Annotated in this window: 26 protein-coding genes; 2 read left to right on the top strand and 24 right to left on the bottom strand. The window is 29.3% G+C overall.

The features are described 5' to 3' along the window. Positions 1–13: 13 nt before the first annotated feature. The 11 genes from ACRC28_RS01385 to ACRC28_RS01335 all read right to left on the bottom strand — a co-directional run bounded on the left by ACRC28_RS01385 (position 14) and on the right by ACRC28_RS01335 (position 9,842). The gene (locus ACRC28_RS01385; RefSeq protein WP_438541663.1) at positions 14–259 is read right to left on the bottom strand and encodes a hypothetical protein; all 246 of its coding nucleotides are present in this window, start codon (positions 257–259) and stop codon (positions 14–16) included. A gap of 141 nt (positions 260–400) precedes the next feature. Next, on the bottom strand, positions 401–994 hold the full coding sequence (locus ACRC28_RS01380; RefSeq protein ID WP_438541662.1) for a restriction endonuclease subunit S: 594 nt from the start codon (positions 992–994) through the stop codon (positions 401–403). A gap of 23 nt (positions 995–1,017) precedes the next feature. Then, positions 1,018–1,977, bottom strand: coding sequence for a site-specific tyrosine recombinase/integron integrase (gene xerA, locus ACRC28_RS01375; RefSeq protein WP_438541661.1), 960 nt, complete (start codon positions 1,975–1,977; stop codon positions 1,018–1,020). 125 nt (positions 1,978–2,102) lie between these two features. Then, on the bottom strand, positions 2,103–2,651 hold the full coding sequence (locus tag ACRC28_RS01370; RefSeq protein ID WP_438541660.1) for a hypothetical protein: 549 nt from the start codon (positions 2,649–2,651) through the stop codon (positions 2,103–2,105). Between the two features lie 88 nt (positions 2,652–2,739). Continuing rightward, on the bottom strand, positions 2,740–3,282 hold the full coding sequence (locus ACRC28_RS01365) for a hypothetical protein (RefSeq protein ID WP_438541659.1): 543 nt from the start codon (positions 3,280–3,282) through the stop codon (positions 2,740–2,742). 115 nt (positions 3,283–3,397) lie between these two features. After that, positions 3,398–3,667, bottom strand: a complete 270-nt coding sequence (locus tag ACRC28_RS01360; protein ID WP_438541658.1) for a hypothetical protein — start codon at positions 3,665–3,667, stop codon at positions 3,398–3,400. Positions 3,668–4,036: 369 nt separating this feature from the next. After that, positions 4,037–5,263: a restriction endonuclease subunit S gene (locus ACRC28_RS01355; RefSeq protein ID WP_438541657.1), complete on the bottom strand. Its 1,227-nt coding sequence runs from the start codon at positions 5,261–5,263 to the stop codon at positions 4,037–4,039. A gap of 3 nt (positions 5,264–5,266) precedes the next feature. Beyond that, positions 5,267–6,730 (bottom strand): type I restriction-modification system subunit M, encoded by a 1,464-nt coding sequence (locus ACRC28_RS01350; protein ID WP_438541656.1) that lies wholly within the window; start codon positions 6,728–6,730, stop codon positions 5,267–5,269. 121 nt (positions 6,731–6,851) lie between these two features. Next, complete coding sequence (locus tag ACRC28_RS01345) at positions 6,852–7,703, bottom strand: DNA adenine methylase (RefSeq protein ID WP_438541655.1); 852 nt, start codon at positions 7,701–7,703, stop codon at positions 6,852–6,854. 131 nt (positions 7,704–7,834) lie between these two features. After that, the gene (locus ACRC28_RS01340) at positions 7,835–8,929 is read right to left on the bottom strand and encodes a protein NO VEIN domain-containing protein (protein ID WP_438541654.1); all 1,095 of its coding nucleotides are present in this window, start codon (positions 8,927–8,929) and stop codon (positions 7,835–7,837) included. Positions 8,930–9,605: 676 nt separating this feature from the next. After that, positions 9,606–9,842, bottom strand: a complete 237-nt coding sequence (locus tag ACRC28_RS01335) for a hypothetical protein (RefSeq protein WP_438541653.1) — start codon at positions 9,840–9,842, stop codon at positions 9,606–9,608. 163 nt (positions 9,843–10,005) lie between these two features. Here ACRC28_RS01335 and ACRC28_RS01330 point away from each other — a divergent pair, with 163 nt between their 5' ends. Further along, on the top strand, positions 10,006–10,401 hold the full coding sequence (locus ACRC28_RS01330; RefSeq protein WP_438541652.1) for a hypothetical protein: 396 nt from the start codon (positions 10,006–10,008) through the stop codon (positions 10,399–10,401). 467 nt (positions 10,402–10,868) lie between these two features. Here the strand turns inward: ACRC28_RS01330 and rlmD are convergent, their stop codons facing one another. From rlmD to selD, 4 genes are all read right to left on the bottom strand, one after another. Continuing rightward, positions 10,869–12,239 (bottom strand): 23S rRNA (uracil(1939)-C(5))-methyltransferase RlmD, encoded by a 1,371-nt coding sequence (rlmD, locus tag ACRC28_RS01325; protein ID WP_438541651.1) that lies wholly within the window; start codon positions 12,237–12,239, stop codon positions 10,869–10,871. Between the two features lie 21 nt (positions 12,240–12,260). Then, on the bottom strand, positions 12,261–12,764 hold the full coding sequence (locus ACRC28_RS01320; RefSeq protein ID WP_438541650.1) for an RDD family protein: 504 nt from the start codon (positions 12,762–12,764) through the stop codon (positions 12,261–12,263). A 26-nt stretch (positions 12,765–12,790) separates the two neighbouring features. After that, positions 12,791–13,495 carry a hypothetical protein gene (locus tag ACRC28_RS01315; RefSeq protein WP_438541649.1) on the bottom strand — a complete coding sequence of 235 codons (705 nt, stop codon included), beginning with the start codon at positions 13,493–13,495 and terminating at the stop codon, positions 12,791–12,793. A gap of 203 nt (positions 13,496–13,698) precedes the next feature. Beyond that, positions 13,699–14,724 (bottom strand): selenide, water dikinase SelD, encoded by a 1,026-nt coding sequence (selD, locus tag ACRC28_RS01310; RefSeq protein WP_438541648.1) that lies wholly within the window; start codon positions 14,722–14,724, stop codon positions 13,699–13,701. A 176-nt stretch (positions 14,725–14,900) separates the two neighbouring features. Here selD and ACRC28_RS01305 point away from each other — a divergent pair, with 176 nt between their 5' ends. Continuing rightward, positions 14,901–16,211, top strand: a complete 1,311-nt coding sequence (locus ACRC28_RS01305) for a D-alanyl-D-alanine carboxypeptidase family protein (protein WP_438541647.1) — start codon at positions 14,901–14,903, stop codon at positions 16,209–16,211. 229 nt (positions 16,212–16,440) lie between these two features. On the opposite strand, the gene ACRC28_RS01300 is transcribed toward ACRC28_RS01305, so the two are convergent. The 9 genes from ACRC28_RS01300 to ACRC28_RS01260 form a co-directional block, all read right to left on the bottom strand. Beyond that, the gene (locus ACRC28_RS01300) at positions 16,441–17,364 is read right to left on the bottom strand and encodes an RluA family pseudouridine synthase (RefSeq protein ID WP_438541646.1); all 924 of its coding nucleotides are present in this window, start codon (positions 17,362–17,364) and stop codon (positions 16,441–16,443) included. Between the two features lie 12 nt (positions 17,365–17,376). Continuing rightward, the gene (locus ACRC28_RS01295) at positions 17,377–18,969 is read right to left on the bottom strand and encodes an LCP family protein (RefSeq protein ID WP_438541645.1); all 1,593 of its coding nucleotides are present in this window, start codon (positions 18,967–18,969) and stop codon (positions 17,377–17,379) included. Positions 18,970–19,014: 45 nt separating this feature from the next. Further along, entirely contained in the window at positions 19,015–19,584 is a 570-nt protein-coding gene (gene yqeK, locus ACRC28_RS01290; RefSeq protein WP_438541670.1) for a bis(5'-nucleosyl)-tetraphosphatase (symmetrical) YqeK, read from the bottom strand. 13 nt (positions 19,585–19,597) lie between these two features. Next, positions 19,598–20,194 carry a nicotinate-nucleotide adenylyltransferase gene (gene nadD / locus ACRC28_RS01285; RefSeq protein ID WP_438541644.1) on the bottom strand — a complete coding sequence of 199 codons (597 nt, stop codon included), beginning with the start codon at positions 20,192–20,194 and terminating at the stop codon, positions 19,598–19,600. Position 20,195: 1 nt separating this feature from the next. Then, positions 20,196–20,492 (bottom strand): ribosome assembly RNA-binding protein YhbY, encoded by a 297-nt coding sequence (yhbY, locus tag ACRC28_RS01280; protein ID WP_438541643.1) that lies wholly within the window; start codon positions 20,490–20,492, stop codon positions 20,196–20,198. Positions 20,493–20,511: 19 nt separating this feature from the next. Further along, the gene (obgE, locus tag ACRC28_RS01275) at positions 20,512–21,801 is read right to left on the bottom strand and encodes a GTPase ObgE (protein ID WP_438541642.1); all 1,290 of its coding nucleotides are present in this window, start codon (positions 21,799–21,801) and stop codon (positions 20,512–20,514) included. A 216-nt stretch (positions 21,802–22,017) separates the two neighbouring features. Beyond that, positions 22,018–22,314: a 50S ribosomal protein L27 gene (rpmA, locus tag ACRC28_RS01270; RefSeq protein ID WP_438541641.1), complete on the bottom strand. Its 297-nt coding sequence runs from the start codon at positions 22,312–22,314 to the stop codon at positions 22,018–22,020. A 2-nt stretch (positions 22,315–22,316) separates the two neighbouring features. Beyond that, positions 22,317–22,703, bottom strand: coding sequence for a ribosomal-processing cysteine protease Prp (locus ACRC28_RS01265; protein WP_438541640.1), 387 nt, complete (start codon positions 22,701–22,703; stop codon positions 22,317–22,319). 3 nt (positions 22,704–22,706) lie between these two features. After that, positions 22,707–22,810: bL21 family ribosomal protein (locus ACRC28_RS01260; protein ID WP_438541669.1), on the bottom strand; the 104-nt coding region annotated here is incomplete at its 5' end.

The raw sequence follows: 22,810 nt of genomic DNA, 5'->3' as shown, positions 1-22,810 counted from the left end.
TTTATAAATATCATTACTTTAATTTTATCTTAGAAATATCTTCTAATGTTAAACCTGTTAATGTAGCTATCAAATTCACTTCTAAACCTTCATTCAAAGCATTTGTAGCTATTTCAACTTGCTTATTTCTTTCTGCCGAACTAATCATATTAGCTCTTTCATGAAGAGATCTTTCTCTTTCATAATAAATTCTCATCGCATCTTCATTACCACTTAAGTATTCGATTTTTTCCTCAGCTTTTCCTATTGCTTCATCCATACTAATCAACTCCTGTAATGTAGTCTCTGATGTATCTTTTGTTTAAAGTATTACCTTTTATTAAACTTAATATAACTTTTTTATATTCATTTTATATCTTCAACTAAATAATTCTTTTCTATAGTAAAATTATATCAACTTTTACTTATATATGATATAAAAAAAATAAAAAAGCAAACCGATTTTAACTTTCAGATTTTGTTTTACCTTAAATTTCAATTTATCTATCTGCTGAACAAATTTAACAAAATGGTTTTGAAGTTCTAAACTTGGTAAAAGTATCTCTAACCCTTTTACCATTGATAAATTTAAGTTTTTCTGTCTTACACCTCTTTGTTGACTTTTATAAAACTCCTTACCTATTTGTATGCAATAATATACATAAACTGTATTTACTAAGTTCGCATCTAGCTCCCCGTATGCAATAGCTTGATTACAACTACACTCAATCATATTTATTGTAGATTTTAGTGCCGCAGTGTCATACATTCCTAATAATAAACTTCCAATAGGAATTATTTTTGCTGAAGATTCTTTTATCGCTATTTCTGTTATTTTTTCTATACTGTCAAAACAATATATATCATTTAGTTCCCCTGACGATAACCATGGTATATTCCCACTATAATATTCATTATTAGAACGTGATGGCGTACCACCAGTTTTCCATATTCCAATTTCACCCAATTTCACCTTAGGTAGTCTTTTTTCATTACTGACTGGATATCCAAACATCTCGATAAATTTTGATTTATCGCTTAGCTAATATACTTTCTATGTGCTATTTTTACATTTAGCTGATTTACCATAGCATATTGAAGGGTTGTATCTATTTTTTGATGCCCTAAAAGATGTTGCACTTGCTCTATTGGCATTCCTTTTTCTATTGCTTTTGTTGCTAATGTTCTTCTAAATTTATGTGGATGCACTTTTTTTATATTTATTTTTCTTCCAATCTCCTTTAATCTTATTTCTACTCCACTTATCTTTAATCTTTTATATGGTTTTAATAGTGATACAAACAATGCTTTATTATTATCTTTTCTTTCTTTCAAATAATCTTCTAAGTGAAGTTTTGCTCTTGAATCAAAATATACCTTCCTTTGTTTTTCTCCTTTTCCTTCTACAATACATTCTCTCTCATTAAAATTTATATCCTCAATATTAAGTTTTACAAGCTCTCCTACTCTCATTCCTGTTGATGCTAAAATATCTATTATTGCTAAATCTCTCCTTTCTGTACAAACATCTCTAAGTTTTTCTATTACTTCCTCTGAATATGTTTCTCTTACAACTTTTCCTGTTTTTATTTTTTTAATTCTTCTAACTGGATTTTTCAAAATATAATTTTCATCCTCAAGCCATGTAAAGAAACTAGATAATATTCTTCTTACATTATCTACAGTTATTTTGCTACAACCACTTTCCTTTTGATAATTAAATAAATATTCCCTTATATCTTCTGTAGTTATTTCCACCACCTTCTTACCTATTTCTTGTACCACTTTTTCAATAGTCGTTTTATAGTACTTTATTGATTTTTCAGAACACCCCTCTACCTTCTTTGCTGAAATAAACTTAAAACAATAATTTATTTCCTTCTCCTCTTTCTTTACAGAACCTAAATTTTCTACAAGCACCTTACTCAACATTCTCATTTGTTCCTTATTTAAAACCTTCTTCATTTCTTTTTCTATACTTCTAACTTTATCTCTCATAACAATCCTCTCCTTATCTTTTATATTTAGAAGTATGTCCAATTAAATAAAGAGACTTACATCTTCTGTAAATCTCCTTTATAAGTATTATCTTAAAATATAATTAGCCAAAAATAATATTCTTATTATTTTTGCTTCTGGAACATTCCTCTTAATCCTTTCCAGCTATCTTTTAAATCTTTTAAGTCTTCTTTTAATTCTTTTATAGTCCATCTTTCATTATATAATTGCCAAATTAGTACTCCTATAACTGCCACTAGTAGTATTACATCCTCTTTCTTACTCATAGATATAACATCACTCATCTTCATCATTACTGTTAAAAGAATCATAATTATAATACTTGAATAATATTTATATTTCTTCCCACCTATAATATTATTAAAACTCTCTACAAGCTCTTCATCTATTTCATTATTATCTATATCCCTAAACAAATTCTCATCTAAATTTCTTAAATCAATTATCAAACTTTTCTCTATAATAGGCTCTTTACACTTCTCAACATCATATTCTAGCCACTTTGTTATATCCCTTAATCCTATATTACTTTTACTAATCTTTAGATACCTAAGGCAATATTTTATTGTATTTATTAAACTCTCCTTATCAGCATCTTCTTTTATCTTTAAATTTAAACCTCTCTTTTTATACTTAAATATTATATATTTCATATTCCTCTTTGTCCCCCATTTGTAACTCCCCTATTTATCAACTTCAATTTTATAAATCAAATACCTCATAATATAAAATCTTAACTAGCTACTCAATAAATGCTTTAACAGCTCCACTAATCTTATATTCACTGCTTTTCTTAATAAGATTTTCTATATACAACATAAAATCATCATAACATTCCATCATTATTTTTCCTTGCAAGAAAAATACTATTATATTATATTCAACTGTTATTCTATTCCACGCTCCACATTTAACACTTTTCATATAGCTTGCACCTTGAAAATATTGATATCTTCTATCACTCGCTAACTCTAATATCTCAGTCCTTGATTTATTCTTTTCTAGTGCTGGTAAAACTTCATTTAAAGTTAATTCCAATTCATTATCATCTAAGAACAATCTATATTGCTCCGTTAAAAACCCCGCTAAACCTTCAGAACCATAATTCTCTTCCTTCAATACAAATTTATATACCTTCTCATCTTCTTCTAATTCATATAACTTTAAATCAACCTCTTTTTTTAGTACATCTGTTATAGCATCATATTCTATATTCTTACTTTCTACCTCTTCCTTTGAAATAGTTATTTGTGTACATACACCTATTTGCACATATTGTCCCATAATAATCCTCCTTAGTATATTAAATTTTTCTTCTAATTCTTTTGAATTTTATTTATTTTCAATTAAAGCTTTTTAATTTCTTCTTTTAACTTTCTTTTCATATAACTTGACTTATTTATTCTAAAATCTTATTAATTTTATCTACGCTAACCTCACATTCTTTAGCTATTTCATCTATGCTTTTACCACTATTTGAAAGCTTAAACACCTTTTTAGTTAGCTCTATTCCCCTATCTTCACCTTTTTTCTCTGCATTTTCCAAATCACTTACTCTATCAGATATAGCCATTTTTCTTCTTAAATACAAATCTCTTTGCTTTTCATCACTGCTTAAATAAATAAGCTCTTTCCTTGCCTTCTTTATTTCTTCTACACTTTTTTCCAAACACAGCACCTTCTTTATGTAAAATCTATTGTTTAAGGTTATCGTATATTGAATCATTAAAAAAAAGTTAGTTTTTGGAAGAACCCCGGATGAGGACTTGCTTTCTACGAAAGCCGTTCCTGACCCGGAGTTCTGATTTAAATCTTTGACTTAAACAACAGATTTTCAGTCCGCACTGCTATCCGATACACAAAAATAAAAATTAAACTAAAAACTAAAATCCAACCCCCGTGGCACGGAACAGCTCTCAGCTAGTCCGCTTGCCCGGGGGTTTGTGAAAAAATAACCAAAAGCAAATGAACCAAAAACCTATTTATTTTTACTCCTATTCCCACCAACTTTAAATTAAAATCACCTTAATTCTATACTTTAATTAAACAATTCTCCCTTAAAAGCCTTCTGCATTAAACATTCAAAGTTATCCTCTAACTCTTTCAAACTTTCTTCCATTTTAAATTTCAATTTATCTACCTGTTTAACATAGCTTACGAACTTTTCTTGCATTTCTATAGGTGGATATATAATTGGAAACCCTTCAAGATGGTCTTTATTAAGCTGTCTTTTATCAATTCCACCAACACATACACTTCTAATATACCCTCTATACTCTTTACTTGTTAAAATATATAATACAAACTCATTAATTACTTGATCCTGAAGCCTTATTAAATATACGTGTCCATTAACGTTTGCACTATCATCTTCACCCAAGAACATAGCTGCTCTACCCAAACTACTATTTTCTGTATTTATTCTACCAGTCTTAGTCATTAATATATCTTTATTCTTTAAACTACTTTTTTTCATTTTATTGTGTGTATCTTGATCTATATAAGCTACATCATCTAATAACAATTTATTCTTCCAGACATTTTGACTTCTTAAAAACATAATTCCACTATCAACATAAACTTGTTCTCCACCTTTAGGTGTATTTCCACTCATTATATTTATTGAAATATCTTTCATCTTCTTAACTTCCCATTTCATTGGGTTATTAATTGGGTCTCCAAACATCTCGATAAATTTTGATTTAACAAGTTCATCTAAAAGGTTTATTTGTTCTTTTCTTTTATCTATCTGACTTTGAGATTTATCTAAAATATTAACTATTTTATCCTGTCTATTTTTATTTTGAATCAACAACTTTATATTTTTCAACTTATTAATTGGTAATTGTTTTAAAGTAGTTCCAGTTTGATTCCTAATGATTTGATCAATAACATTTGAGTCTTTAAAAGCATATAATATATATTTAGGATTAAGTGTTTTATCTACAACTCTTAAAAGGGCTAATTGAGCGTTTATATTACATCCCTCAAATTCTTTAGGCACCATTCCAACTTTCCCCAATTCTCCTCTAACTGTTATTAAAATATCTTGATTTTTCAACTGTCCTTTTATTAAAGTATTATGTTTTTCTTTTGAAATATACTTCATATCCTCATCTATAATTGTATTAAATTTCAAATTATTAGCTCTTATAAAAGCTACGCCTGTCTCTACAAATTCATCTGCTCTTGGATATTTTGAAGAGTAATTCCCATCAGAAACTAATATAGGTAATTCTCTTATTTCTTTATATATATCCCCCATCTCCTACACCTCAATCATTCTTTCTAATTCTTCTAAGCCTTGTGTTATTTCACTTTCAAGATTTTTTATTCTTCCAAGTATAACTTCTGGTACATCATATTTTACTTCTTCATATACTATTTCTTTGTATTTATTTATTGAAAGGTCATAGGCATTTTCTACTATTTCTTCTTTTGTTACGAAGAAGCTTTGTTCTGTTCTTTTTCTGTCTTCTTCTTTTTCAAGGTTTATGAATCTTTCTATTATATCTTTAATATCATTTTCTTCTATTTCATTTCTTTTATCGTCTAGTGAGAATCCATCTGCTTTCATGTCGTAGAACCATACTTTGTCTGTTCCACCTGTACCTGTTTTTGTGAATATCATTATTGCTGTTGATACTCCTGCATATGGTTTGAATACTCCACTTGGCATACTTATTATTGCTTCTAGTTTATGGTTTTCTACTATTTCTTTTCTTATTGATTTATGTCCACCTGTTGAACCAAATAAAACTCCATCTGGTACTATTGAAGCACATCTTCCTCCTGTTTTTAGTGTTCTTAGGAATAATGCTAAGAATAATAATTCTGTTTTCTTTGTTTTTGTTATTTTTAGAAGGTCTGCTGATACAGCTTCATAGTCCAAGCTTCCTTTAAATGGAGGGTTAGCAAGTACTAGTGTGAATTTTTCTTTATCTTCATTTGCTTCTGATAATGAGTCTTTATATTCTATATTAGGATTATCAACACCATGAAGCATCATGTTCATTGCTCCAATTCTAAGCATTGTTCTATCCATATCAAATCCATAGAACATATTATTGTTAAAGTGATTTTTTAAACCTTGAACTAGGAATAAATCACTATGGTTTTTTCTTAAATATTCCTGTGCTGAAACTAGGAATCCTGCTGAACCTGCTGCTGGGTCAACTATAATATCTTCTGGAGTTGGCTTCATTAGGTTTACTATCATATCAATAATATGTCTTGGTGTTCTAAACTGACCATTAGTACCTGCTGTAGCAACCTTTGATAAAAGATATTCATAAAGGTCTCCCTTTGTATCATTTTCCTTATCAAATTTTATATTATTAATTCCATCAACTATTTTAGAAAGCATTAAAGGAGTAGGTATTTTAAATATTGCATCCCCCATATACTTTGCATAAGCTGATTCCTTATCACCATGTAAATTCTTTATAAATGGAAAAACTTCATTTTGAACTATAAGATACATCTTTTCTGTATCTCCTTCATTAGAAAACTTTGACCATCTTAAATGCTGTTTATCCTCAGGAAAAGTTCTATCAAAATCAATCCCTAAAATCTCAGCCTCCGCTTCCTTAGTAGTCTCTATTTCATCTAAACCTTTTATAAATAAAAGATATGTAAACTGTTCTATTACCTCCAATGGATTTGTAATACCACCAGTCCAAAACGTTTCCCATATCTTATCTACCTTACTTCTTAATTCACCTGTAATCATTCTTATCTCTCCTCTATCCTTAGCTATTATATTTCTATTTTATATGTTTTTAACATATACAACAAGAAAAAAGCCAAGTTATTCGACTTAGCTTTTCTATTATTTACACATCTATTCAAAATTAAACCTCTTTTATATTAGTCCATATAATTTCTTTGCCAGCTTCATTTCCCATTTGAATCCCTTCTTCATACACTAATTTACTCCACCCATTTTTTTCAAGTTTCTCGTAAATAAAATTATCATACCCACTTAAAATAACTTGTCCTTTTATTTTTAATAGTAGTTCCACGAGTTCTCTATGATCATCATCATTCAATTCATGTTCATAAATTTTTTTTTGTGCTCTTGTTTCTAAAACATATGGTGGATCCATATAAAATATAGTATCTCCACTATCAAACCTCTCTATGCATCTTCGAAAATCATCCCCATATACTTCTATATTAGAAAAATTTTCTATCATTTCCGGTAAATTTTTATTTACATTTGTTCTCCATGCACTTACAGCTTGTCCCATATATCTTCGTATTTTTGTAGTCGATCTTTTAAATCCACTTTTCTGAGTCGCCCCAATCCCATTTACTGATTGTTTCACAACAACGAAGAACTCTACCGCCCTTTCTAAGTTAGGTATCTCTTTCTTTTCTATCTTTGTCCCATGTATTTTTGACATATACTCGTAATATTGAGGCTCACTATATAATGTATAATTTAATTTTTCTAATAATTTTACATTCAACTTTTCATCTTTAAGAACCTCAAAAAAATTATGTAGGTCCCTACTTAAATCATTATACTTTACTATTTTACCCTTTATATTAAGACTTACTATTCCACTCCCTCCAAAAACATCTACACAAACTTTACATTCACTCCTATCTATTATTTCTAATATTTTTTCTAATAATTTTCTATGTTTAGTACCACCTTTTCCACCACACCAATTTAATGCTGAATCTTTAATTTTCATATATTCCTCATTTCATATATTGTTATTAGTAGTACTTTATTAATCATTCATCCATATAATTCTTATATAGTTTTATTTTTTTACTTTTTCTTTGTATTTTAGAATAAAATACATATTTTAATTTACAATTGTTAAAATATGTATTTATTGTCAATTTCATTTATGTATATACTGTGTTTACTCGCTATTTTACAATATTCTATTGTAAATTCTTTTGAAAAATTATCTATAATAGCTATTTTAGGAGTTCCTTTCAAGTTACTAACTAGCATTATACAATATCTTTCATTCTTTTGATTTAAAGTTTGCTTCATTTCAATAAGTTCATTTTTACTTAATGTTATCTCACCCACTTTTCCTTCATAACTACTTTTAATTTCAAATTTCACATTTAAGCTTCCACTTACTAAATTTATGTCATACCCTTTCCCAATAGACTTATCCTTATCTACGCTATATCCATCTACTTCAACATCTTCATTAAACCAATTAACTTCTATTTCATTTTCATTATTATCACATTCTCCAATTTTAATTAATATTTCTTTTTTATTTATTTTTATAAATTTATTTGCTATACGTTCCCCAGTTAAACCAATTTTTTGTTTGCTTTCTGAACTCATAATCTTTCTACCTTTTTTGTTTTTTGATTTTTTCAGACTTTTTTGTTTAGATTTTTGCTTTAGATTCTCATCCCATTCCCCTAATGATTCTTCACTTTCCCAATATTTAATTATATTATCTTTAATTATCTTATTTTTCTTCTCAATAATTTCAAGTTCTAACTTTTCACTATTAAGTATTTTTTGAATCATTTTTTGCCTATCGTTCCTCAGTTCTTGTATTCCTTGAATCTGTTTATATTCTAATATTTCAAAGAACTCCTCTCCCTTTATATTAATTATCTCAATCTCTTTAATATATATCATAAAATCATACTTAGCTTTTCCTCTATTTCCCCAAATCGACTCCGGAATCTTCTCGCTTTCTTCAACCCCTTTAATAGTTCCTATATACACACTATTAAACTTTCCATTAGGACATATTATTATTTTATCATTTTCCCTCATCTCTTTTGAGTATTTAATATTTTTCTTTGACCCTCTTGATATTGCCCATCCATACATGTTATCTTTTTTTTCATTTCCAAAAACTTTATTGTTTATTGGATTTAAAATAGATTTATCTATATTATCTTGATCTCCCCTAGTTATATAATAATGCATCCTATTCACCTCTTTCATTTTATTATCAGAGGTAGTTTGCCTATTATTTTCAAATTTTATTCTCAATTTTTCGAAAAATAAAATTTAATATTAGTTTAAAATATCTAAACATACTTTCTTTCTAATTATTTATTTTTCTTCAAAATATTATATAATATATTTATTTGCATAAGATTACATTCATCTGTCATCTATGGATTTTATGACACTAAATAATTTTTATGACTTTACATTAATATGAATTTATATAAAAATTGCATCTAAAAAACTTATTTTAGATGCAATTTTAAAAAACTTAAAATGAGTGAGAATTTGAATATATTTGCCTAATATGGCAAGACTATTCCATCCACAAAAATCTCTACTTAATAAAATACTTTTAAATTATCTTATTGAAAGAATAAATGTTTATATCAAAACATACTATTAAAATCACATTTAAACTTAGTAATCCTTTTGATTAAACATTAATCAATTAATCATATTTTAGAACAAGCCATATCCACTTCTTTTATTTCTTCATATGTTAACTTAACTTCACCAACTTTTGGACAATTATCATCTTGAATCATATATAACTTTTTATTCATTGAATCCGCTTTCTTATTCTAATAATCAAAAATACTTATGTAACAACTAACACCAAAATATTCATTCTTTATCCAAGTAAATAGATTCAACTTTGAAAACATTCAAAATCTTTTATATCGTTATTCTCTATATTCTTTATTAATTTAATTAAACCTTTCATAGCCATCCTATCACCTATTGAATCAGATGACTTAATTATTTTAGAATTATTTAAATCCTTTAAATCTATTTTGAATTTACCATCTAAACATTTCTTGTCAACTCCAAAATTATATATTGTTCCATTTTCACCTTTATTTCTTAGAGCCATATATAAGATCATTCTCTCCACCTTTAATTCCTTACTTTTCTTTATAAATATTTTACCATTTTATTGTTTATTAATTGACAACATTCCATTAACAATCAATGGTAATTATTGTTTCAATTTTAAAATGGATATAGTATAAAAAAGAAAAATATATGATAATGGGGGGAAATTTTAGTTGCTTAAAATTTTTAAAAATATAATAATGATAAGTCTTAAATTAATACTAGCAGTTCTATGGATAAATCCATTTGTTGGTGAGTTACTTGTGTTATCGTCATTTGGAAGTGGAAATATATATTTTATAGTTATGGTAGCTTTCGTAGCAATCATATTCTCAATCATACTGTCTTTATTCTTTTTATATAAAGATAATGTGCGAATGACTACATTGTTTGGAATTATTAATATGATTAGTTTAATAATAATACTTTATGATCAATACCATAATCGATGTGCTTTTAGTAATTTGCCAAATGACGCGATATTAACAGTATTGCTTCCAGTGCCAATGATTATCTTATCTATAATTTCAAAAAACTTGATTTATATTTATAAAAAAAGAAATAATTAAACCCAATTCAGCTCTAAATCTGAATTGGGTTTTTAAAAATTTTATAATCTTTTTATAAGTTTAACAACCACCTCCGCAGTAGGTTCATTCCTTTGGTCTTGTACTCTCCCAAAAAACTCTGACTTTTCTTCCCCAGCTCTAACCGTCTAAGCAAGCCATTCTTAAATTTTTCCGACAAAAGTTTGACTGCTAAATTCCCTTTAAAATAGTCGTATCTAATACCACTTATTTAGTCATTGTTTTTTCGGATTCCGAAGAATGTTTAACTGAGCGTAATGCTTTCTCATTACAGATTTAAGGGTATAAAAAAAGAAGCAACCATTGAAAACTCAACGATTGCTCCTGTATTTATTCTGATTTTATTTCCTCTAACTTCCCTTGAATTTGTTTAACTTTAACGTTGTTAAAGTTAAACTTTCTTCAGAATAGTCATTATTTTTTCGGAAAAGTTAAACTATTTTGGGATACTACAATTTCTTTATAAGCTTCGTAACGACTTCGCCATGTGGTGTGTTTGGAAACATGTCTTTAACTCTTGTTTTTTGTATTTCATACCCTGCTTCTTCTAGTACCTTTAGGTCTGTTACTAGTGTTTTAGGGTTGCACGATACGTAGATTATTTCTTTTGCTTTGAATTTTATTACGTATTTCATTGCTTTTGGATGTACTCCACTTCTTGGTGGGTCTAGGATTATGATGTCTGGCTTTTCTGTTACTTTTGTTATTGTTTCTGCCACGTCTCCTGCTATGAATGTGCAGTTTTCTAATCCGTTTAGTTTTGCATTTTCTTTTGCAGCTTCTACTGCTTCTTCTATTAATTCTATCCCTACAACTTTACTTGCTTTTGGTGCTACTATTTGCCCTATTGTTCCTGTTCCACAGTATAGGTCAAATACTACCTTATCATCTGAGTTTCCTATATATTCTCTTACTATGCTATATAGGCTTTCTGCACCTTTTGTATTTGTTTGGAAGAATGAGAATGGTGATATTTTAAATTTTAGTCCTAAAAGGTCTTCTATTATATAGTCTCTTCCATATAATAGGTTTAATTTATCACATATTACTGCATCTGAAAATGAGTCATTTTCTGTGTGTAGTATTGATACTAGGTTTCCTTTGAAATCTATGTTTTGTATAGCTTCTGCCCAAGGTTTTAAATCAAAGTCTTCTTGTGTTGTTGTTACAAGGTTTACCATGATTTCTCCTGTGTTTTCTGCTTTTCTTATTACTAGATGTCTTAAGAATCCTGTTCTTTTCATTATTCTATAATAATCTAATCCCTTATCTTTAAAGAAATCTACTGTTACCTTAAGGATATTTCTAAAGTCTTCATCAATAATAGTACAACTATCTACTGTTAACACTCCAAAGCTTTTTCCTTTCATATGCATTCCAAGGCAAAGCTCTCCTCCCTTTTCCATATCTCCAAATGTAAATTCCATCTTATTTCTATATTCCCATTGCTTTGTGCTTCCTGTAACTCCTTCATATTCTCCAGTTGTTACTTCAGCATTTTTAAATAATTCTAAAACTTCATCTCTTAAAAGTTCTACCTGCTTTTCGTAAGTTAAATTTTGTGATGAACATCCACCACACACTCCAAAGTGAGGACATTTTGCATCTATTTCATAAGGTGCTTTTTCTAAAACTTCTACAAATTTTAAATCAATAAATCCTTCTCTTTTTCTTTTAACTAATCCTTTTATTTCTTGTCCTGGGAAACAATTTTTAACATTTACTTTTCTTCCTTCAAATTGTGAAACCCCTACTGATGGAAACTCAGTTTTTTCTATTTTCACAACCATTTCTACAGGTTTTCCTCTTCTTCTTGCCATAAAGCTTTTTCCTCATTTCTATTATTTTATTGCTAATATTCTTTTTCCTATTGTTCTTCCTTTATTTGCTTCAAGTGCTGGGAAGTATAGTACGTTTAATACTATGTATGCTATTAATAATATCACACTTTCCATTCCATTAACTATTTCATATCCAGCTATTCCTATTAATATGCTAAATACAACAACTACAACTGCTGATATACCAAAGATAATCGCTTGGTCTAAAATTGATGCAAATAATCTCTTTCCAAATGAAGGATTTTCATCAATAGCATTAGCTTCTTTTCTAATCTCTTCTCTTAATTCATTTTTTATTTCTTCTTTCATTCTTTTTTCTTTAGAATGTTTTTCTTCTTCATCTTCTATCTTTTCTTCAATTTCAGTTTCTTCCTTTATCTTTTCAATCTCTTTTTCTCTAGTGTGAACTCTGTTTTCTTCTACTATCTTTTGTTCCATCTCTTTTTCTTTTTCTATGATTTCTTCATCATTTTTAAGGTTTTTATTTTCTTCAATACTACTCATTTATAGTACCTCCTATTTTAAATAGGCTATATTCCAGAGTTTTCCCCTTCTTCGAATTTAAATTCTTTAGTAGTTAGGGTATAAACTAAATATTCCTTGCTAACTGCTATTTCTTCATGAAGACCATTTACTGAATCCTCAACAATTCCATCAGGTGTATCACTCTTTATTATGCCTAAAATTTTCTCATTAATGTCTTTATAATCTCTATTTTCTTCACCAGTTAATATACTTGCATATTTAGCTATTGAAGTATCACCTAAATTAAACTTTCCACTTTTTATAGCTTCTTCACCATTGAATTTTAGTGATATTTTAAGTGTAAATTTTCCACCTTCTTGTGATGCTCCTAAGAACTCTGTTGAAAAATTCATACTTTCTAATTTATTTTCCTCTGGCTTTTCATTTTCTACATAGACAGATTTTACATTTGCAGTAATACCATCTAAGTTTTCAACCTTTTCATCTTCTTTAGTTTCTAAACCAAATTCTTTACTTAAATTCTTAACCTTTTCAGAAAGCTTTATTCCTTCTTCCTTAAAAGTTTCATATGTGTAGGTTTTATTTGCCCACTCACCTTGAAGATTCTCTCCCTTTTCATTTTCTCCAACCATTCTGCTTTGAACATTTGTTTTTTCAACCTTCTCATCATCTATCTTAGCTCCGCATCCCATTAAAGATACAACCGCTAATGCCCCTAACATAAGACTTAAAATTCTCTTTTTACCCATTTTTATTTCCCCCTAAGAATTGTTTCATATATTTTCATATTTTTTAACAATTTGTGTCTATTATATCATTCAATCTTATTTTTTTAAAGGTTTGCTAGTTTATTATAACTTATTCATTATTTTAAAATTCTAAGTTTTTATTAATTTTATAATCTATTGGGTTAATTTTTATCATATAAAATAGAAACTCCCTAAGGGAGTTTCTATTTTACTATTATGTTCACATTAGTTTTTTCTATACATTTTCCAATAATCCATGCTTTTATATCTTTTTCTCTAAATTCTTTTAGCATTTCTTCAGCAGTTTCTTTATTGCAACTAACTAAAAGACCTCCTGATGTTTGTGGATCAAATAAAATATCTTCAGTCCATTTTTCAACATCTTCTAAAATAAATTTATCTTTTATATAATTTTTATTTTTAACTGCACCACCTGGAAGTAATCCCATATTAGAATATTCTCTAGCTTCCTTTATATATGGAATCCCTTCCTTATCTAATTCATAAGACATGTCAGAACCTTCAGCCATTTCATTTAAATGTCCCATAAGTCCAAAACCAGTAATATCAGTACATGCTGTTATATCATACTTACGTACAACTTCCCCTGCATATTTATTTAAAAGAGACATCCATTTTATTCCTTCATCCATAGCTTCTTTTGATGCTATTTCTGCCTTATTTGCAGTATTTATAATTCCTGTTCCTAAAGGCTTTGTAAGGATTAAGATATCATCCTTTTTAGAACCACAGTTTTTTAATATCTTACTTGGATGAACAACTCCTGAAACTGAAAGCCCATATTTAGGCTCTTCATCCTTTACAGAGTGTCCTCCTATAACAACAGCTCCAGCTTCTAAAACTTTATCTGCTCCACCTTTTAAGATTTCTCCTAAAATCGCCTTATCTAAGCAATTTGGGAAACAAACTATATTTAATGCTACCTTAGGGTCTCCCCCCATAGCATAAACATCACTTAAAGCATTAGCAGCAGCTATCTGACCAAATGTATATGGATCATCAACTATTGGTGTGAAAAAGTCTAATGTTTGAATAAGGGCTATATCATCACTTAATTTATATACAGCACCATCATCTGAAGTATCAATTCCTACTAGAAGATTAGAATCCTCCATTTTAGGAATACTTTGAAGTATATCTGAAAGAGCACCCGGCTCTATTTTAGCGGCTCAGCCACCAGTTTTTGCGTAATTTGTTAGTTTTATCATCTAAGCCACAACCTTTCTTTAATCTAGTTATAATCTTATTTTACACCATCTTAAAAAAATATCAAATTTCAAAACCTTCCAATTATTTATACAAAAAATATACATAAATATGGAATTTAGGTGAATATTCTGTTAATATATTGTCAAGACTGTTTATATATTAAGGAGATTTTCTAATGAAAAAGGACAAGAGATTTTATACAATTTTTATTTTAGGCGCTATTTTGCTTCTTAATCTAATAGTTCCTGCAAAAACTACATATGCAAAAGAAGTCAAGCCACCAGAAATTTCAGCTGAATCAGCTTTAATCTTAGATGCAGACACAGGTCAAATAGTTTATTCAAAGAATTCAGATAAACAATACTTCCCTGCCTCTACAACAAAAGTAATGACAGCATTAATTGTGCTTGAAAATACAAACCTACATGACATGGTTAAAGTAGGGAAAAATCCACCTTTTGCTGATGGAAGTTCTATTGGATTAAAAGAAGGAGAAGTTTTTTCAGTTGAAGACCTTTTAACAGGTCTTATGCTTGAATCAGGTAATGACTGTGCTTTAGCCCTTGCAGAACACATTGCAGGTTCAGAGCAAAAGTTTGCTGAACTTATGAACAAAAAAGCAGCAGAGCTTGGATGCACTAAAACAAACTTCAAAAATCCAAGTGGATTACCAGATGAAAAACATCTTACAACAACACATGACCTTTCATTAATAATGAAAGAAGCTGTAAAGTATGATGATTTCATAAGAATCTCAACAATTCCATTTAAAAAACTTCCAAAAAGTAACTTAGATGGCTTTGAAAGAATAGTAAACAACCATAACTACTTAATCGATAAAAACTCAAAGCTTTATTACAAGTATGCAATAGCAGGAAAAAGTGGATACACAATAGCAGCAAGACATACTTTCACAGTAGCTGCAAGAAAAAATGGACGTACACTTATAGGTTCATTCATAAAAGCAGAAGATAAAAATCAAAACTACAAAGATATGGCAGCACTTTTAGAATACGGCTTCAACAACACAGAAAACATAAAGCTTTACTCAAAAGGAGAAGTAATCGAAAAAATAGAACTAACAAAAGGAACTTCACTTCCACTATCTTTAGAAAATGATGTTATATACACAAAAAACAAAACAGATAAAAACGTCGAAACAAAACTAAACTTCGACTTACCAATAGATATAAAAACTAAAACCTTAACAAAAGGCCAAGTCATAGCAAAAGCAACAGTTTTAGAAAATAACGTTCCACTTGGAGAAGTAAACATAGTAAGTGATATAGACAGAGACTACAACGCCTTCATAGGAATAAAAGAATTTTCAATAAACAACCCAGGTACAGCCTTTGGAATATTGTTTGTAATAGTAGTTATACTAGCTATAATAATCAAAATATTCCTATCAAAGAAAAACAAAAGAAATAGAAAAAAAACTTGGGAAAACTTAAAAAGAAAACAAAAATTCAATAACTTTAAGTAATGAAAAATTAAAAATTTAGAATTTAGAATTATGGAGAAAACTCGCTTAAGGCGAGTTTTTTTTAGTTAAAAAGTAAGAAGTTAGAGTTATGTAGATCAAAAAAGGAGCTGCTCGCAGCTCCAATAAAACTCTTAACTATTCCCTCTAACCTCTTAACTAAAACCCTTTCTTGCAATAAAATTTATCGCCAGATAAATTTTGAGCCCCCCAAGAATCGCTTGCGATTCCCCTAATTCTCAATTTTTAATTCTAACTTCTTAACTAACCCCTCAATATCTTCAGGTAGCTTAGCTTCAAGTCTAACTCTCTTCTTATCCTTTGGCTCTTCAAATTCCAAGCTATAAGCATGTAGTGCCTGCCTTTCTATAAGGTCTTTTTCTCTTTCGCCCATTCCATATAGAGTATCCCCATATATAGGATGTCCTAGATGTGCCATATGCACTCTTATTTGGTGTGTTCTACCTGTTTCTAGGGTACATTCTACAAGTGAGGCATTTTGAAGCTTTTTAACTAGCTTGTAGTGTGTTATACTTCTTTGCCCTTTTTCATCTATTACTCTTTCTAGTGGTACTTTTCCATCTACTTCTGGCTGTCTGTATATCGGTGCATCTATTGTTCCTTCTTCTTTTTCAAGATTTCCATGAACTACTGTTAGATATTTTTTTGTTACTTCATTTTTCTGCATTGCATTTGAAATTGACATATGTGCAAATTGATTTTTAGCTACTATTACAAGCCCTGATGTGTTCATATCTAACCTGTTTGCAAGTCTTACTATACAGTCTTGATTTGTCTTTTTAAAATGGTTCATTACACCATTTGCTAATGTATGACTTTGATAGCTTTTTGTAGGATGAACTACCATAAAAGGCTTTTTGTTTAGTACTAGAAGATTACTATCTTCATATACTATTTCAATTTCTATGTCTTCTGGTTCTATATCCTGTGTTTCTTTTCTGTTAAGTATAACTTTTATGTTATCTCCATTTTTTATCTTATAATCCATTTTAACAGGATTTTCATTTACTAGTACTCTTTTTTCTATTGATGCTTTTCTTATAAATCTTGATGAAAGCTCCATTTCTGATTTTAAGAATTCTCTTATCTTAAGCCCATCAAAGCTTTTATCTACCTTTTTCTCTAAAGTATTCATCCTATCCTCCCTTTAGTTTGCGTCGTCTAATCCAAGCATTATAACTAAGTCATAGTTACTATACTCTGAATCCTTTTTCATAACCTTATATTCATTTATTCCAACTAAATCTTTTTTAACTACTTTTTCTATTTCTTTATTTTTTACTAAAGCATACGTCTTTTTAGAAACATTATTTTCAACACTTCCAATATCAACAGCTTTAAATCCTTCTCTATCTAATGTAGTTTTATAATTTGCTGCAAGCCCTGCTTTTGTAGTTGTATTAATTATTTTAACCTTTATATTTCCTTTTAATACCTTTCCACTAGGATTTGCATTTTCACTTTTACTTGACTCTTGTGGTGTTTCAGCACCCTTCTTTAAGCTTTGTATCAATGATTTATTTTTTTCTTCACTAAATACATAATACGATTGCCCACCTAACATTTCTGGTGTACCTTTTACTGTTATCATTTCAAAGTCACTTACTGATATAAGCTTCATTGCATATTTAAGCATTGTTCCTCCGCTCATATTAGTTTTAACATTTTTTTCAACAACCTTTAAAATACTTGGAATTCTAAAAACTATTGTAGGACTTGTACATTTATTTACTACTGCTTTCATAAATTCTTGTTGATTTTCAATCCTTCCTAAGTCTCCCATTGCAAGACCTGTTCCATCATTGTTTTTTCTCCATCTGAAGAATTCCTCAGCTTTCTTTCCATCTAAATGTTCTCTAGTTCCCTTTTTGAATTTAATTCTAAGATTTTGACTCTTATCTGTATAATCCATATTATGTTTTATATCTACTGTAACCCCACCAATTGCATCTATAAAATCTCTAAATGCAGTGTAATTTACATTAGCAACATAGTTTACATTTATCTTTAAAAGATTTTCTACTTGCTTTACAATTTCTTCTTCTCCCCCAACAGGGTATGCAGCATTAATCTTCCATCTACGTCCATTTATTTTTATCATTGTATCTCTTGGAATTGACACAAGCTTTACTTTCTTAGTGCTTGGGTTAAAGTTTAAAACCATTATTGTATCTGTTCTTTTTGATGAATTATCCTTTGGATCTTTTATGTTTCCAACATCCATTCCAAGTAATAAAATATTTACAGTGCTGTCCATGCTAACAACCTTTGGTGCTATCATATCTGTTGTGCTTATTTTAGATACAGTTTTTATAACACTAAATATATTGAAGGTTATAAATAAAAGTAAGGCTATAGCCCCTATTTTTAATATGGTTTTTATGTTTATTTTTCTTTTCACCTTTTTCTTTTTTGGTGATTTTTTATTTACTCTTCTCTTTGCATTTGTAGAAATATTTCTTTCTCTATCATCTCTATAGCTATCATTTTCATCATAACTGTTTTCTTGCCTATATTCTTCAGAGTATAATGAATCATCCTCTAAATTTTCTTCATATATTCTTCTTTGTCTTTCTATCTCTCTTCTTAATCTTTCTTCTTCTGTTAAATTATCTACTCTTCGCCTTCTATCATTTGCTGGAATTCTCTTTTGACCTTGCCCATTTCTCATATTGCTATTTCTTTTTGCAATACGCCTTTTTCTAGCTAATTCTTCTTCCTTTGAAAGCTTTCTTTCCAATCTTTTTCCCCTATTGTCCTTATCCATCATTCACCCCATAAATTCTTAATCTAATTCATTTAAAAGATAATTTCTTCCTTTTATTGTATTCTCATCAATCATACCATTTTTTTCTAATAGAAATCTTATTGTGTGATTCATTCCCTTTAAAACACCCTTATCTAAGTCTTCTAATACTTCTTTTCTTATTTCATCTACTCCATCAAACCTTCTTGATGGCTCTATCATATCAGCAATATAGATTATTTTATCTAGCTTACTCATATCTTCTTTTCCTGTTGTATGAAATCTTATTGCACTTAATATTTCTTCATCTTTTATATTAAACTTTTCTTTAGCCATTATAGGTGCAACTATACTATGCCAAAGCTCTGTTGTTTTTTTCTCACTTAATGTTAACTGTATATTATTTTCTTCTATTAATTTTGCCATTTCTTCTTTAGGCATATTTTTACACATGTCATGTAAAAGCCCTGCAAGTTCTGCTTTTTCTATATCTTCGCCATAAGCTTCTGCAAGCTTTTTAGAGACTGATGCTACACCTAATGTGTGTATAAATCTATTTTCCTTCAAGTTATTTTTTAAGTAGTCGTATATAATTTCTTTATCCACAATATAACACCCCTTACTATTTATAAAGCTTTTCTCTTTCTATTATGTCTAAAACTCCATTTGGTAAGAAAAACTTAACATTTCTATCTTCTTTTACTCTTTTTCTAATATCTGTTGATGATATATCTAAATCTTTTAAGTTTAGAAATAAAATTTTTGTCTTATATTTTTCTTCTATATATTTCTTTTGTTTTTCTAAATCTTCTTCTTTAAATCCTGGTCTTTTAAATACAACTAAATTGGCCACTTTAAATATTTCATCTACATTTGCCCAAGTTTCTAACTCCATAAGGCAATCAGCCCCACTTATAAAAAATAACTCTACATCTTTTTCTTCAAAAACTTGCAGAGTCTCATAAGTGTAACTTGGGGTAATTTTCTTTACTTCATAATCTGATGCTATAAAACCTTTTATTCCTTTTATACCTTCACATACCATTTCATACCTTAAAACCCCCTCAGTAACCTGTTTAAAGGCTTTATGAGGAGGGTTTCCATTTGGTATAAATATAACTTCATCTAGCTTTAATTCTTCCATAGCAGAATCTGCTATGTATAAATGAGCTATATGAATAGGATCAAAGGTTCCACCAATTATCCCTACACTTTTCATATTATTTTTTTGGTATTTCTATTTTAGGGTTCTTTTTAGACTCTTTATAGATTACTATTTTATTACCAATTGATTGTATTCCTTCAGCTCTAACTGCTCTGCAGATAGTATCTGAAGCTTCTCTTGTATCTAAACCACTGTTTTCTAAAACTTTTATTTTAATAAGCTCTCTAGCTTCTAAAGCTTCTCTTATTTGTGTTAAAAAGTTATCTTCTATCCCATTTTTCCCTATTTGGAATATTGGGTCAATTCCATGAGCAAGCTTTCTTAAGTATGCTCTTTCTTTTCCTTTTAGCATGTAATTGTGCCTCCTAATATTATAATAAATATTCAAATTCAAAGTCATTAAGACTTACGATATCTCCATCTTCAATTCCAAGTTCTCTAAGCTCGTTAAATATACCTTTGTTGTTAAGAACTTTATGGAAGTATCTTAATGAATCAGCATCATGTACGTTAACCGCACTTAAAAGTCTATCTACGAAGCTTCCTTCAACATAGTAAATGTTGTTATCATCTTCACCTTTTTCAATTCTGATTTCATAAGTAAATCTTTTTTCTTCTGGAATATATCTTTCTTCATCTGATATTTCAAGAGTTGTAATTGGGATATTTTTAAGCATTCTAGCTGCTTCTTTTATTACTGCATCAACATTATCTCTTGTTGCTGCTGACATTTTAAATACATTTTCATATCCTAATTCATTAACTTTTCTCTTGAATTCTTCAAATACTTCTTCATCATATACAAGGTCCATTTTGTTTGCTACAACTATTTGTGGTCTATCCACTAATTTTATAGCATATCTTTTAAGCTCTTCATTTATTTTAACGAAGTCTTCAAATGGATCTCTTCCTTCAAGACCTGACATATCAACTACGTGTATTAAAAGTCTTGTTCTTTCGATGTGTCTTAAGAACTCAAGTCCAAGTCCTACACCTTCACTAGCACCTTCAATGATTCCTGGAATATCTGCCATAACAAAAGGTTCAACACCGTCTGCAGCAACAACTCCTAAGTTTGGTTTAAGTGTTGTAAAGTGATAGTTAGCTATCTTTGGTTTTGCCTTTGTTGTCATTGATAAGAATGTTGATTTTCCTACGTTCGGGAAACCTAATAATCCTACGTCAGCTAAAAGCTTTAACTCAAGAACTACATTCATTTCTTCTCCTGGCATTCCTGGCTCTGCAAAGTGTGGTGCCTGTCTTGTAGGTGTACAGAACTTAACATTTCCTTTTCCACCTTTTCCACCTTTAAGTAATACAAATTCGTCATCCTTTTCTGAAAGGTCACAAACTATTTTATTACTTTCTGCTTCTCTTACTATAGTTCCCATTGGTACTGTAATAATTAAGCTTTTTCCATCTCTTCCATAGCATTTAGATTCGCCACCTCTTTGACCTTCTTCTGCTACGAATTTTCTCTTATATTTGAAATCCATAAGAGTTGTGATTCCAGTGTCAACTTTTAATATAACGCTTCCACCTTTACCTCCATCTCCTCCATCTGGTCCTCCAAGTGGTACGTACTTTTCTCTTCTGAAAGAAACAGCACCGTCTCCACCTTTACCAGATCTTACGAATATCTTGGCCTTATCTATAAACATATACTCACCTATCCTTATGTAAAATCTATTTTTATTATTCCCTATCTATCTAATATTCAAACATTACACAGACTTAAATTATAATTTTATTCAAAAAATAAAATTTAGTTTAATTATATCAATAATATTAGGTTTTAGATATAAAGAAATGGTAATTTATTTTTGCATATTTAAAAAAGCACCCGAATTACGGGTGCTTTTTATATACAACTAAAATTATTCAGCTATTTCTATTGCAACAGGATAAACAGAAGCTTTCTTCTTGTCTCTTCCCATTCTTTCGAATCTAACTACTCCGTCAATCTTAGCGAATAGAGTATCATCCTTACCCTTTCCAACGTTGTTTCCTGGGTGGATTTTAGTTCCTCTTTGTCTTACTAAGATGTTTCCAGCAAGTACGAATTCTCCGTCTGCTGATTTAACACCAAGTCTTTTTGACTCAGAGTCTCTACCGTTCTTTGAGCTACCTACCCCTTTTTTGTGGGCAAATAATTGAAGGTTCATTATTAACATATCTACACCTCCTCTGTTTTAATATTTATATATTCTCTACGTCTATTAGTTCCTAATGTCTGGTCTAAACCCATAACAACACTATCTAAGCTAAGCTTAAATGTTTTAAGTAAAACTTGTGCCGCCTCTAATTCTTCTAATGAAAAATCAGAAAGATCTAGCTTTAGGTATCCATCTCCAATCTCATAAGTTGAGTTAAGTTCTAAAACATTATCTAAACCTATGATAACACTTTGTGATAAGACTGAAACTGAGTTACAAATCATATCAAAAGCTTCACCTACTAGAAGTTCGTTACTCTGAAAGTCTCTTCCTTCTGGCATGGCATGACTGTCAATAGTAAAACCTATTATGTTTTCATTTTTAGAATAAATCTTTGCGTTAATCATAGATTATGCTTCGATTTTTTCTATCATGATTTTAGTGTAAGGTTGTCTGTGTCCAGCTTTTCTTCTATAATCTTTCTTAGGCTTATATTTGAAAACTGTAACCTTCT

The sequence above is a fragment of the Clostridium sp. genome (assembly GCF_051650885.1).
Classification (GTDB): Bacteria; Bacillota; Clostridia; order Clostridiales; family Clostridiaceae; genus Clostridium.
The sequence above is the reverse complement of the archived record's forward strand: the minus strand, read 5'-3'. Positions and strand labels throughout refer to the sequence as shown.

Coding starts and splice junctions, on each gene's coding strand:
- ACRC28_RS01340 (WP_438541654.1), bottom strand. CDS start 8,929: ATGCATTATTATATAACTAGGGGAGATCAAGATAATATAGATAAATCT.
- yhbY (WP_438541643.1), bottom strand. CDS start 20,492: ATGCTAAAAGGAAAAGAAAGAGCATACTTAAGAAAGCTTGCTCATGGA.
- ACRC28_RS01265 (WP_438541640.1), bottom strand. CDS start 22,703: ATGATTAACGCAAAGATTTATTCTAAAAATGAAAACATAATAGGTTTT.
- xerA (WP_438541661.1), bottom strand. CDS start 1,977: ATGAGAGATAAAGTTAGAAGTATAGAAAAAGAAATGAAGAAGGTTTTA.
- ACRC28_RS01335 (WP_438541653.1), bottom strand. CDS start 9,842: ATGATCTTATATATGGCTCTAAGAAATAAAGGTGAAAATGGAACAATA.
- ACRC28_RS01320 (WP_438541650.1), bottom strand. CDS start 12,764: ATGAGTAGTATTGAAGAAAATAAAAACCTTAAAAATGATGAAGAAATC.
- ACRC28_RS01345 (WP_438541655.1), bottom strand. CDS start 7,703: ATGAAAATTAAAGATTCAGCATTAAATTGGTGTGGTGGAAAAGGTGGT.
- ACRC28_RS01300 (WP_438541646.1), bottom strand. CDS start 17,364: ATGAATACTTTAGAGAAAAAGGTAGATAAAAGCTTTGATGGGCTTAAG.
- nadD (WP_438541644.1), bottom strand. CDS start 20,194: ATGAAAAGTGTAGGGATAATTGGTGGAACCTTTGATCCTATTCATATA.
- ACRC28_RS01370 (WP_438541660.1), bottom strand. CDS start 2,651: ATGAAATATATAATATTTAAGTATAAAAAGAGAGGTTTAAATTTAAAG.
- ACRC28_RS01385 (WP_438541663.1), bottom strand. CDS start 259: ATGGATGAAGCAATAGGAAAAGCTGAGGAAAAAATCGAATACTTAAGT.
- ACRC28_RS01365 (WP_438541659.1), bottom strand. CDS start 3,282: ATGGGACAATATGTGCAAATAGGTGTATGTACACAAATAACTATTTCA.
- rpmA (WP_438541641.1), bottom strand. CDS start 22,314: ATGTTAATAATGAACCTTCAATTATTTGCCCACAAAAAAGGGGTAGGT.
- ACRC28_RS01350 (WP_438541656.1), bottom strand. CDS start 6,730: ATGATTACAGGTGAATTAAGAAGTAAGGTAGATAAGATATGGGAAACG.
- ACRC28_RS01380 (WP_438541662.1), bottom strand. CDS start 994: ATGTTTGGATATCCAGTCAGTAATGAAAAAAGACTACCTAAGGTGAAA.
- rlmD (WP_438541651.1), bottom strand. CDS start 12,239: ATGGCAAGAAGAAGAGGAAAACCTGTAGAAATGGTTGTGAAAATAGAA.
- ACRC28_RS01305 (WP_438541647.1), top strand. CDS start 14,901: ATGAAAAAGGACAAGAGATTTTATACAATTTTTATTTTAGGCGCTATT.
- ACRC28_RS01315 (WP_438541649.1), bottom strand. CDS start 13,495: ATGGGTAAAAAGAGAATTTTAAGTCTTATGTTAGGGGCATTAGCGGTT.
- obgE (WP_438541642.1), bottom strand. CDS start 21,801: ATGTTTATAGATAAGGCCAAGATATTCGTAAGATCTGGTAAAGGTGGA.
- ACRC28_RS01355 (WP_438541657.1), bottom strand. CDS start 5,263: ATGGGGGATATATATAAAGAAATAAGAGAATTACCTATATTAGTTTCT.